The following is a 12292-nucleotide window of genomic DNA, read 5'->3' on the forward strand; positions in this document are numbered from 1 at the left end:
ACCACATTTCGGTAGTCGCACGGATGACCCGAAATACAGACTCCCGTGACGCCAATGTATCGCCGTCCGAACGAGACGCCCCGGACGGGCAGAACTGGCGTTCGTCGGCCGAGCTTCGGACCGACGGCGCGGGAGCCGACAGCGCCGCCGGAGCCGACGAGGTCGCGCTGGACCCGTGGGGTTCCTCGTCGGTCGCGGACTACCGCAAACTGTTCGAAAAGTTCGGGATCGCCGAATTCGAGGAGCTGCTTGACTCTGTGCCCAACCCCCACTACCTGATGCGCCGTGGCGTGATCTTCGGGCACCGTGATTACGAGCCGGTCGCCGCGGCGATGCGCGAGAACGAGCCGTTCGCCGTCCTTTCGGGCTTTATGCCGACGGGCGATCCCCACATCGGTCACAAGCTCGTCTTCGACGAGATCATCTGGCATCAACAGCAGGGCGGGGACGCCTACGGGCTGATCGCCGATCTGGAAGCCCACAGCGCCCGCGGGCTCACCTGGGACGAGATCGACGAGCACGCCGAGAGCTACATCCTCTCGCTGCTCGCGCTCGGCTTCGATCCCGAGAAAGGCACGCTCTATCGGCAGTCGGCAAACCGAGAGGTACAGGATCTGGCCTTCGAGCTGGGGATCGAGGCGAACTACTCGGAACTCGGCTCGATCTACGGCTTCGACGGCGAGACTGACGTCTCGCACATGCAAAGCGTCGTCACGCAGATGGCCGACATCCTCTACCCGCAGGTCGCCGACGAGCCCAAGCCGACGGTGATCCCGGTCGGTCCCGATCAAGATCCGCATATGCGTCTCGCACGGGACCTGGCCGCTCGAACCCGATTCTTCGGCGTTACCGAGGCGTACGCGAGCTTCGAGGCAACCGAGGACGAACGCGAACTGATCGCCGAGGCGTACGCAGCGCTCGACGGCGAGGCGGCCCGCACCGACGACGAGCGAGATACCGTTCGCTGCGAGGACGTCGCCGACTGGCTCCGCGAGCACGAACCAGCGCCCGAGGACGAGCGCCAGTCAGCCATCGAGAAACTCGATGCTGCGGGCAAGGAGCCGGTTCGCCCGCGCGTCCGGCTGCTTGATCGGAACGCCACCGAGGACGCCTTCGAGGCGCTGATCGACGCGGTCGAGGGCGAGAAACGCGTCTACGAGAATCACGTCGACACGTTCGAGGTCTCCCGTGAGGATGCCGACGAGCTCGCCCGGCAGGTCGAACTCGACCACGGCGGCTACGGCTTCCTGCCGCCGTCGTCGATCTACCACCGCTTTATGACCGGTCTCACCGGCGGCAAGATGTCATCCTCGATCCCAGCGAGCCACATCTCGCTGCTGGACGATCCCGAGGAGGGGTACGACAAGGTCAAATCGGCCACCACGGGCGGGCGTGAGACCGCCGAAAAGCAGCGCGAACTCGGTGGGAAAGCCGACGAGTGTCCTGTCTACGAGCTGTACGCCTATCTGCTCGCTGACGATGACGACGAGTTCGCAACGGAGGTCTACGAGGAGTGTGTCGGCGGCGAACGCCTCTGTGGCGGCTGCAAGGAACAGGCGGCAGAGCTGATGGCCGAGTTCCTCGAAGAGCATCAGGAGAAACGCGCCGAGTGGGCCGACAAACTCGACGAACTGGATATCGAGCTCGATAGCGATCGGGCACGCCGATAGCCCACGATCGACGAATCGTTTTCGCTCGCCCGCCGTGGAATTTTTCACTCCGCTTGCAGTACCCGTAGCTATGTCTACACGTCTCGACACCCTCAGACACCCCGAGTACACCGGCGAGAATCGGTGTACACCCTGTACCGTGGTCAACGTCTGTATTGCGGCTCTGCTGGCGGTGGCGGTCGGCGTGGCGTTTCCGCTGGCCGGCGTCGTCGTCTTCGTCCTCTCGCTGGCGGCGATCTACCTCCGCGGGTATCTGGTACCCGGAACGCCCACGCTGACGAAACGGTATCTCCCCAACCGGGTGCTGGCGCTGTTCGACAAGGCACCCGACTCGACCGACGAGTTCGTCCCAGCAGCCGACGCCGCTGCTATGGACGACAGGGGCGACGACGGCACTGCCGAGAGCCCGTCAGTCGAGGCCGGGCACGGGGCGACGCCGGGTACTCCCGATGCGACGGCGACCGGAGCGAATCCCGAGACGGCGTCGTCGACTGACCCCGCCGATGACGCCGACGCGCCCGAGCCCGATATCGTTCCCGAGCAACTCCTCGGCGACCTCGGCGTCGTCGAGCCCTGCGAGTCGGTCGACGACCTCTGTCTCACCGAGGCCTTCGAGCGGGCGTGGCTCGACGCCACCGAGCGCCATCGCGAGGACGTCACCGATCCCGAGCTCCTCGCGCCGCTTTTTGACGCCGACGCCGAGCGGATCGAGGTTACCGACAACGAGGAGTCCGTCGTCGTCGAGGCAACCGGTGTCGGCCGCCAGCGCTGGCTCTCGACGGGCGCGTTGCTCGCCGATGCGACGGCGAACGAGCTGCTGCTGGCAGAACACGACCGCTGGGCCGCGCTTGCGCCACACCAGCGACTCCCCATTTTGAAGGCGCTCAGATCGTTCCTGCCGACCTGCCCGCTCTGTGAGGGGTCGATCGAGATGGGCGAGGAGACGGTCGAGTCCTGTTGTCGCTCGTGGGAAGTCGTAGCGGTGGCCTGTAACGATTGCGAGCAGCGGTATCTGGAAGTCGACGCGAAAACGATCGAGGGGGCAGTGGAGTAGCGATCTCCGACTGTGCCGCCGGTCGCTCAACCAGGGAACGTGACTCAGGACGATTACGCTCCGTCGTCGAGCCAGTCGGCGTCGTCCGGCTCGGCACGGTGATCGCCGACTGTTGCCCGGTTGACTTCGCCGACTCGATCGGCAACCGTCTCGACGAGTTCGGTCAGCGGTTCGGCGACGGCGCTTTCCGTGTCAGTGACCGCCGGCCGTCCAGTGCCTTCGGCACCGAGATCCGGGTGGACGGGTAGCCGCCCCAGCAGGTCGACACCGTAGTCCTCGACGATCCCGTCCGCGCCATCGCGACCGAACACCTCGTGGGTATCATCACAGTTCGGACACTGGAACGCGCTCATGTTTTCGACGACACCGAGCACCTCGGTATCGTGCTGTGCGAACAGCTCTAACCCCTTGCGGGCATCGTCGACGGCCATCTGCTGTGGCGTCGTGACGATCACTGCGCCGGTAACAGGGACGCTCTGAAGCAGGTTTAGTGAGGCGTCGCCAGTCCCCGGCGGCAGATCGACGATCAGATAATCCAGACGCCCCCACTCCACGTCCTCGACAAACTGCATGAGGACGTTGTTCACCATCGGGCCACGGAGCACTGCTGGGTCGTCCTCGTTTTCCGTGAGAAAGCGCATACTGATGACGCTGATCCCGTCCGAACTCGGCGGAATGAGACGCTGGTCGTCCGTCAGTGACGGCTCGTCCTCGACGTTGAGGATCCGCGGCACGTTGGGACCGTGAATATCCGCGTCCAGGATTCCGACACGGGCGCCGAGGTCATTCAACCCTGCAGCGAGATTCGTCGCGACGGTGGTCTTTCCGACCCCGCCTTTGCCACTTGCGACCGCAATCACGTTCTTGATGTCCGGATACACTTCAGTATCGAAGCCGACCGACTCGTCGACGTCGGCCTGGAGCTGGGGTTCCAGACCCAGTTCCGCGATTGCATCGCGGATCCGCTCGCCAAGCTCCATTTCGCCCGGCGCGTACGGCGTGTTCAGCGCCAGCGAGACGTACGCCGTTCCGTCGTCGACTGTCACTTCGTTTATCAGCCCCAGGGACACGATATCGTCGTCTAGCTGTGGGTCGGTTACTGTGCCGAGCCGGTCGAGAAGTTCACGTTCTGATGTCATGGATGGTCAGTGCGATCCGCGTCTTTCGTTCCTAGTTAGGTCAGTAGCGGTATATGATACCAGTCGGTTTTCATCTGGTGGGAACAATCGACAGGGGAGCTATGTTCCAGACTCGCAAAGCTTTTTATTTTACCATTGCAGTACATGCGGGTATGGCATCCGAACCCACGTGCCCGGCCAGCGTCGCCACGCAGCCATCGACCGACAGTACTGGGTTCGGCTTTTTCTCCACGACGTGATCGATCGGTGGATTCGCGCCGACGGCCTCGCGCCCGACGCCCGATGAAACTGACCGAGAAATCGGAACCGGTAACTGACAACCACGCAGTCTAAGACATATGAACCCATGAGACTTCCAGCATCACAGGTCGCGGTCATAGAGGCCGCAAGTGCAGACGAGGCACAGACGATCGACCAGCTAGCGTCGGCGACAGGCGAAAAACCCGAGACCGTCACCGGCGCGGCGTTCGACCTCGAAGCCGATGGGCTCGTCACGATCGAGGAGGACGTCGAGGAGAGCGTCGAACTCACCGAGGAGGGCCAGCAATATCTCGATGACGGTCTCCCCGAAGTTCGGCTGTACGAAGCGGCGATCGATCTCGACGCCGCCGCCGACTCGGTTTCGATGGGGCAGGTGATCGGGTCGTCCGGCCTCGGGGGCAACGCCGTCGACATCGCGCTCTCGAACTACGCCCGGAAAGGCTACGGCGCGATCGACAGCGGCGAGATCACGGCCGATCCGGCTGCCGATCCGAACGCCGATACCGAAGCCGCTGCACTCGCTTCTATTGAGACCGATGATCCGGATTCGGTCGACGCCGAGACGCTCGACCAGCTCGACCACCGTGGACTCGTCGACCGTAGCGAGCGGACTGTTCGCTCGGTGCAACTCACTGACGATGGCGTCACCGCGCTGATGGAGGGCGTCGAGGCGGCCGAAACCGTCGACCGGCTCACTCCCGAGCTGCTCACCAGCGGCGAGTGGGAATCCGTGGAGTTCACCGAGTACAACGTCGAGGCCGACGCCCCCGAGTACGGCGGCGGGAAAGAACACATCCTCCGCCAGACCGCAAACCGCGTCAAGGACGTCCTCGTCGGCATGGGCTTCCAGGAGATGGAAGGCCCACACGTCGACGCGGACTTCTGGATCAACGACTGTCTGTTCATGCCCCAGGACCATCCCGCCAGGACCCACTGGGACCGCTTTGCCATGGATGAGCCCCGGGAGATCGACGAGCTCCCCCCGGATCTGGTCGAGCGCGTCGAACGCGCCCATCGCGAGGGCGTCGGCGAGCACGGCGACGGCTATCACTCGCCGTGGGACGAGGACTTCGCGCGTGCGCTGGCGCTCCGTGGCCATACCACCAGCCTCTCCACCCGGTATCTCTCCGGCGAGCAGGTCGGCGAGCTTGAACCGCCCCAGCGATATTTCAGCGTCGAGAAGGTCTACCGGAACGACACGCTCGATCCGACCCACCTCCTGGAGTTCTTCCAGATCGAGGGCTGGGTGATGGCCAAAGATCTCTCCGTACGTGATCTGATGGGCACCTTCGAGGAGTTTTACGCCCAGTTCGGGATCACCGACATCGAGTTCAAACCGCACTACAACCCCTACACAGAGCCGAGCTTCGAGCTCTTTGGCACCCATCCCGAGACGGGCGAACTGATCGAGATCGGCAACAGCGGCATCTTCCGCGAGGAGATGCTCGAACCGCTGGGCGTCGAGTGTGACGTAATGGCCTGGGGGCTCGCGCTGGAACGCCTGCTCATGCTGATCTACGGCTTCGAGGACATCCGCGACGTCCACGGCACGCTGTGTGATCTCGAACTGCTGCGAGAAACCGAGGTGATGTACTGATGCCAACAGTCGATGTCGACCCCGACGAACTGCGCGAGTTGACCGACCACGAGGAGAAATCCGACGAACAGCTCAAAGACGACCTGTTCTCGCTTGGCCTCGAGTACGAGGGCTCGACCGAGGACGGCGAGTTCGAACTGGAGTTCGCTCCCGACCGGCTGGACCGGCTTTCAGTCGAGGGGATCGCCCGCTCGCTGCGGTACCAGTACGGCGACGACCGCGGCGTCCACGTCCCGAACACGAACGATGCCGACTGGGTCATCGAGGTCGAGGACGCACCCGAGGGCCGTCCCTACGTCACTGGTGCGGTGATCCGGGGCGTCAACCTGAGCGAGGACGCGCTGGACTCGCTGATCCAGCTCCAGGAGAAGCTTCACGCCACGATGGGTCGCAAGCGCGCGAAAGGTGCGATCGGTATTCACGATCTCACGATGCTGAAGGGCACGTCACTCGACCCCACTGCGGGCGAGGAGCGAACGACCAACAGCATCCGGTACACGAGCGTTGACCCCGAGGGTGACCGGTTCGTGGCCCTTGATTCTGACCGGGAGCTCACGCCCGCAGATGTACTCGAAGAACATCCGACAGGCCAGACGTACGCCGACCTCGTGAGCGAGTACGAGCGGTATCCCGCTATCTACGACGACATCGGGCTGTTCTCGTTCCCACCCGTGATCAACGGTCGACGGACCGAGGTGTCGACTGACTCCCGGGATCTGTTCGTCGAGTTGACCGGGACCGACCAGTGGACGATCGACCGGATGTGTGCGATCATCTGTTATGCCCTCGACGCCCGTGGCGCAACGATCGAGGACGTCGTCGTGGAGTATCCCAATCGCGAACTCCACAGGCCGGATTTTGAGGTGTCCGAAAAAGAGGTCTCACACGATCGGATCGAGACACTGCTCGGAGTGGACTTCGACCCCGAGGAAGTGATCGACCTCTTCGAGCGGTCCGGTCTCGACGCCGAGACTACCGAAGACGACGACGGCAATCTCGTGTACGACGTGACGATCCCACCGTACCGGGTCGATGTGCTTCACCCGCTGGATCTCGTCGACGACATCGGTCGGGCGTACGGATTCAACGATCTCGAACCGCGGTATCCCGAGGTGAGCACCGTGGGTGGTCGACACGAGCGTTCGCGCCTCGAAGACGCCGTGCGAACCCAGCTGGTCGGTCTCGGTTTCGAGGACATGCTCAACTTCTACATGATCAACGAGGCCGAGAACTTCGATCGGATGGGGATCTCCCCGGAAGACGACGCCCTCGGCGCGGCGACGCCGACCACGATCAAGAACCCCTACAGCGAGGACTACACCATGCTCCGGACGTGGGTGCTGCCCTCCCTGCTGATGGTGCTCGAAGGGAACACCCACCGGAGTTACCCGCAGGATCTCGCCGAAATCGGTCTCGCCGCGCAGGTCGACGGGTCCGAGAACACGAACGTCGCGGAACACCGGGCTGTTGCTGGCGTTCTTGCCCGGCACGACGCGACCTACGAGGATGCGAAGGGACGGCTTCAGACGCTGGCCCGGAACTTCGGCGTCGAACTGGAGACGCCACTGACGACGCACCCGAGCTTCATCGATGGACGGACTGCGGACATCGTGATCGATGGGACGGCTGTGGGTGTCGTCGGTGAAATACATCCCGAGGTACTGGTCGAACACGAACTCGAACTTCCCGTCTCGGCGTTCGAGCTACGGCTCGACGCGCTGCAGTAGCGAACAGGCACCACTCCGTATCCGTAGCGAGTCGTGGTGCGCTCTGCGCCCCACGCTACGGCGCCGGTCAGTACACGCACGGCTCTGGCTTCGTATTCGTACAAAAAGCTGTTCTCCCCGTCCGGTTACAGGTCCACGCCAACGGCCTCCTCGACCGAGTCGAACCCGTCCCGCTCCAGCAGTTCTAACAGCCCCTCGTTGATTTCGCGTGCAAGTCCAGGGCCTTCGTAGACCAGTCCAGTATAGAGCTGGACGACGCTTGCGCCAGCACGGATCTTTTTGTAGGCTCCTTCGGCGTCAGAGATGCCACCGACACCGATTACCGGGACATCGGTCCGCTCCGAGACGAACTTCACTGTCTCCGTTCCTCTGTTTTCGATCGGTTTTCCGGAGAGCCCACCCTCTTCGGCGGCGTTCGGGTTCCGTAGCGAGTCGCCACGCTCGGTTGTCGTATTGATGGCGATAACGCCGTCGAGATCAAGGTCGTTGACCACTGCGAGAGCGTCTTCGATCGATCCCTCCGGGAGATCCGGTGAGAGCTTCACCAGCAGTGGATCCGCACCCAGTTCCGTGAGCCGCCCGAGAATCCGTTCCAGGTGCTCGCGGTTCTGCAACTCTCTGAGGCCTGGCGTGTTCGGACTGGAGACGTTCACGACAAAGTAGTCGCCGTGTTCGGCTACGCGCTCGTACGTGTACGCGTAATCATCCGCAGCCTCCTCCAGGGGCGTCGACTTTGACTTCCCGATGTTCACACCGATAGGGACGTCCGGGAGATCGAGACGTTGCATCCGTGCCCCGATCTCGTCTGCACCGTCGTTGTTGAATCCCATTCGGTTGATTAGCGCCTTATCCTCGGGTAATCGGAACATTCGAGGTCGAGGATTTCCGGGCTGTTTTTCGGCAGTAACGCCGCCGATTTCGACGTGGCCAAAGCCGAGTGCACTGAGCATCGACGGTGCCTCTGCGTTCTTGTCGAACCCCGCAGCGACACCGACCGGTGTGGGAAATTCGAGATCCCACAGGTCCACGCAGAGCCGAGCGTCGTCGACCGCGTATCGGCGCTCTACCCACTGCTCGACCGACGTACCCTGTGTAACCGTCAGCCCCGTGTGGACGATATTGTGGGCTGTCTCTGCTGGGAGTCTAAAAAAAAGCGGCTTTGCAATACTGTACACGTCCATCGTATGTTGTCGTCGAGCGTTCGATTATAAATCTCCCGAAGGATCTATACTGTCGGTACGGCGATTCAGAAGTCGTGTTCTACTTCGTCTTGGTCGGCTTTTTGAATGATAATCTTGTCCTCGCGCACGCGAACAAACACTTCGTCGCCGATATCCATCCCGGCGACCGCCAGTTCGTCTTCGTGCAGGTTAATGTGGACGTTGTGGTACTCGCCGTCTTCACCTTTCGCACCGCTGGGACTGAGCTTCTTTTTCCGTACCATCAGGGAGTTCTATGACGAGATTCGATACACGATATACTTAAGTGTTTTCTACGACCGCAGGAACGCATCCGTGCGCACGTATCCTTTTGCCCTACATATTGGCCCAGTCTTGTCTGTGTCGTCCGTTTTCACGGCAGAATACGTGATTAAAAAAGTTAGTATTATATATGATAAACTGAACGGGCTTCCCGTCGGGGATATATTTATATTGAACCATGCGTTCGGTTCGCATGGAGGCGACAAATCATGGTACGAGAAGACGGTAAACGAAACTTTGCACTGCGCGAGGAAGAAGGCGAAGAGCCGAGCGTGTTTTCCGGAAACACTCCCCGACAGGCTGCACTGAAGGCAGCACGACGGCTCAATCCGGCCCCCTCAGAAGAGGATGCTGACACGACCGAGCTCCGGCTCAGAGAGAAAGGGACCGACAAGGTTCACATCTATGAGGGCTGGGCGTGGAACGAGGAGGCTCCCGATGACAAACCCGACTGGATGCCCGAGGAGATCACTGAGGCGAACGTCTCGAAAGAAGGGATTGATCACATCGACGAGTAAGCCCCTCAGAGGCAGCATTTTGGCCCGGTGCCTGGTGAAGTAATACGGTTCGTAACGACTTTTTGCTCCTGTCCCGATTGATCTTCTGCGCGGCCATCTCTCGGCCCGACCACACGCACGATGCGCGGAATGAGTGGCCGACCTCCAGCCGCGCAATATTCTCACGAGCTAGCGTCGTCTATGCGCTCCTTCCGCGTCGTTTCGTTGTTGTACTTTCGAGTGAGTCACTATGTTCCCATGGTACTCGTTTTCGATGACGGATTCGTTCGACGGTCTTAAGTTTACCACCGGCTTCCGACAGTATGCAATCGACGTGACGCAGTCCGGATCCATCGCAACGCTCGGTGGCTCCGGCCGTCCCTGATTCGGAGACAGGTACGTCTCGCAACTCACACGCCATGGCGAAACGACGCCCTTAAGTGTGAAAGCGACGTATCGATTCACTGCGCACAACGGTTCCGTCGGTTCGTTCGACGGAACAACAATCCGATGCCCTTAAGTGGTTAAGGGCACTCGGATTGAATGCGAACGACACGACGCGACCGACGGCCCGTTCAACTCGGGTCTCAGTCGCTTGGACCAGACGAAGACGCTTCGAAGGCCTTAAGGGCTTTCTCGGAGTACGATTTGGTCCGGAAGAGATGAGGATTCCACCCCTGCGGTCCGCCGTACACGATGGAATCTGATGTTAGCTTTGGTAGTTCGGCGACATCCGGGCGCTCGTGCCTGGTCGTCGCCGGATTACGGACTCATGCAATGTTACAAACGCGATCTCGTTCCCAGTTCGGGAACGAATGGTGACGCCTTCCCTCTGGGAAGGCATCCCGCCTAACCGCCCCCACCAGGGGGCACATTCCGGTTGATCCTGCCGGAGGCCATTGCTATGGGGATCCGATTTAGCCATGCTAGTCGCACGAGTTCAGACTCGTGGCGGAAAGCTCAGTAACACGTGGCCAAACTACCCTCTGGACGAGCATACTCTCGGGAAACTGAGGCTAATACTCGATACCGTTCCGCTGCTGGAACTGCACGGAACCGCAAACGCTCCGGCGCCAGAGGCTGTGGCTGCGGCCGATTAGGTAGACGGTGGGGTAACGGCCCACCGTGCCAGTAATCGGTACGGGTTGTGAGAGCAAGAGCCCGGAGACGGTATCTGAGACAAGATACCGGGCCCTACGGGGCGCAGCAGGCGCGAAACCTTTACACTGCACGACAGTGCGATAAGGGGATCCCCAGTGCGAGGGCATATAGTCCTCGCTTTTCACCACCGTAGGGAGGTGGTGGAACAAGAGCTGGGCAAGACCGGTGCCAGCCGCCGCGGTAATACCGGCAGCTCAAGTGATGGCCGCGATTATTGGGCCTAAAGCGTCCGTAGCCTGCCAGGTAAGTTTATCGGGAAATCTACATGCTCAACATGTAGGCGGCCGGTGAAACCTGCCTGGCTTGGGACTGGATGGCTCGAGGGGTACGACCGGGGTAGGAGTGAAATCCTATAATCCTGGTCGGACCACCGGTGGCGAAAGCGCCTCGAGAAGACAGATCCGACGGTGAGGGACGAAAGCCAAGGTCACGAACCGGATTAGATACCCGGGTAGTCTTGGCCGTAAACGATGCCCGTTAGGTGTGGCACAGGCTACGAGCCTGTGCTGTGCCGCAGTGAAGACGATAAACGGGCCGCCTGGGAAGTACGTCCGCAAGGATGAAACTTAAAGGAATTGGCGGGGGAGCACTACAACCGGAGGAGCCTGCGGTTTAATTGGACTCAACGCCGGACATCTCACCAGCATCGACAACAGGAGTGACGATCAGTGTGATGAGCTTATCAGACCTGTTGAGAGGAGGTGCATGGCCGCCGTCAGCTCGTACCGTGAGGCGTCCTGTTAAGTCAGGCAACGAGCGAGACCCGCATCCTTAATTGCCAGCACTGGCTTGCGCCAGGTGGGTACATTAGGGAGACTGCCGTGGCTAACACGGAGGAAGGAACGGGCAACGGTAGGTCAGTATGCCCCGAATGTGCTGGGCTACACGCGGGCTACAATGGTCGAGACAGTGGGATGCAACCCCGAAAGGGGGCGCTAATCTCCGAAACTCGATCGTAGTTCGGATTGAGGGCTGAAACTCGCCCTCATGAAGCTGGATTCGGTAGTAATCGCCGCTCAGAAGGCGGCGGTGAATACGTCCCTGCTCCTTGCACACACCGCCCGTCAAAGCACCCGAGTGGGGTCCGGATGAGGCCTGGTTCCCAGGTCGAATCTGGGCTCCGCAAGGGGGCTTAAGTCGTAACAAGGTAGCCGTAGGGGAATCTGCGGCTGGATCACCTCCACTGACCGGGATCGGGGCGACGCCCCGACCCACCTACATACTCATAGTCCGCATGCCGGCGACGCCACCACGAGCGTCCGGGCGCTAACGAACTATCAAAGCTAACACCTGCACACACCGCTCCTTCGAGTACAGCTCGAAGGAGTGGGCCCATAGCTCAGTGGTAGAGTGCCTCCTTTGCAAGGAGGATGCCCAGGGTTCGAATCCCTGTGGGTCCATGGCTCGTACCGAATCGAGAACCGTTGCCCTTATACGGGAACGGGCACTCGGTTGGGTACGAAGCGAAACTGATGCACCATCCCGTGCAAGCGCGGATGGGAAGGGTTGAACACTCGGCTAGACCACCCCGGGTGTGAGGAAACCATGTGTACGTGCGATCCAGACGTCCACTGGACCAGTTCCGCAGACAGCGAGTCTGCTCTAACGTGGTCCAACACAGACGACACACGAATTATTTGCGTGGCTACAACGCTGACTGGTGAATAGCTCGGCTCGAGAGCCGACGACGGACGTGCCAAGCTGC

The 12292-nt window shown here is 61.2% G+C and carries 8 protein-coding genes, 1 tRNA gene and 1 rRNA gene; 7 read left to right on the forward strand and 3 right to left on the reverse strand.

Annotated elements, in window-relative coordinates:
* The first annotated feature begins 23 nt into the window (after positions 1–23).
* Together AArcSt11_RS14445 and AArcSt11_RS14450 are read left to right on the forward strand one after the other, a co-directional pair.
* Positions 24–1670, forward strand: coding sequence for a tryptophan--tRNA ligase (locus AArcSt11_RS14445; RefSeq protein ID WP_250598114.1), 1647 nt, complete (start codon positions 24–26; stop codon positions 1668–1670).
* Between the two features lie 70 nt (positions 1671–1740).
* Complete coding sequence (locus tag AArcSt11_RS14450) at positions 1741–2724, forward strand: DUF8054 domain-containing protein (RefSeq protein ID WP_250598116.1); 984 nt, start codon at positions 1741–1743, stop codon at positions 2722–2724.
* Between the two features lie 53 nt (positions 2725–2777).
* Here the strand turns inward: AArcSt11_RS14450 and AArcSt11_RS14455 are convergent, their stop codons facing one another.
* Positions 2778–3863, reverse strand: coding sequence for an Mrp/NBP35 family ATP-binding protein (locus AArcSt11_RS14455; RefSeq protein ID WP_250598118.1), 1086 nt, complete (start codon positions 3861–3863; stop codon positions 2778–2780).
* Between the two features lie 346 nt (positions 3864–4209).
* On the opposite strand from AArcSt11_RS14455, the gene pheS reads away from it, so the two are divergent.
* Positions 4210–5721 carry a phenylalanine--tRNA ligase subunit alpha gene (gene pheS, locus AArcSt11_RS14460; RefSeq protein WP_250598120.1) on the forward strand — a complete coding sequence of 504 codons (1512 nt, stop codon included), beginning with the start codon at positions 4210–4212 and terminating at the stop codon, positions 5719–5721.
* Complete coding sequence (gene pheT / locus AArcSt11_RS14465; RefSeq protein WP_250598122.1) at positions 5721–7448, forward strand: phenylalanine--tRNA ligase subunit beta; 1728 nt, start codon at positions 5721–5723, stop codon at positions 7446–7448. The genes pheS and pheT overlap by 1 nt, the downstream gene beginning before the upstream one ends.
* A 125-nt stretch (positions 7449–7573) precedes the next feature.
* Here pheT and AArcSt11_RS14470 read toward each other — a convergent pair whose 3' ends face one another.
* Together AArcSt11_RS14470 and AArcSt11_RS14475 are read right to left on the reverse strand one after the other, a co-directional pair.
* Entirely contained in the window at positions 7574–8629 is a 1056-nt protein-coding gene (locus tag AArcSt11_RS14470) for a quinone-dependent dihydroorotate dehydrogenase (protein ID WP_250598124.1), read from the reverse strand.
* A 65-nt stretch (positions 8630–8694) separates the two neighbouring features.
* Positions 8695–8892, reverse strand: a complete 198-nt coding sequence (locus AArcSt11_RS14475) for a hypothetical protein (RefSeq protein WP_238478567.1) — start codon at positions 8890–8892, stop codon at positions 8695–8697.
* A 246-nt stretch (positions 8893–9138) separates the two neighbouring features.
* Between AArcSt11_RS14475 and AArcSt11_RS14480 the strand changes: the two genes are divergently transcribed.
* The 3 genes from AArcSt11_RS14480 to AArcSt11_RS14490 all read left to right on the forward strand — a co-directional run bounded on the left by AArcSt11_RS14480 (position 9139) and on the right by AArcSt11_RS14490 (position 11987).
* A complete protein-coding gene (locus tag AArcSt11_RS14480; RefSeq protein ID WP_250598126.1) occupies positions 9139–9447 on the forward strand; it encodes a non-histone chromosomal MC1 family protein in 309 nt (102 codons plus the stop codon).
* A gap of 852 nt (positions 9448–10299) precedes the next feature.
* Positions 10300–11770, forward strand: a 16S ribosomal RNA gene (locus AArcSt11_RS14485).
* Positions 11771–11915: 145 nt separating this feature from the next.
* Positions 11916–11987: transfer RNA gene (locus tag AArcSt11_RS14490), tRNA-Ala, on the forward strand.
* Positions 11988–12292: the final 305 nt, after the last annotated feature.

It is taken from the genome of Natranaeroarchaeum aerophilus (assembly GCF_023638055.1).
Lineage (GTDB): Archaea > Halobacteriota > Halobacteria > Halobacteriales > Natronoarchaeaceae > Natranaeroarchaeum > Natranaeroarchaeum aerophilum.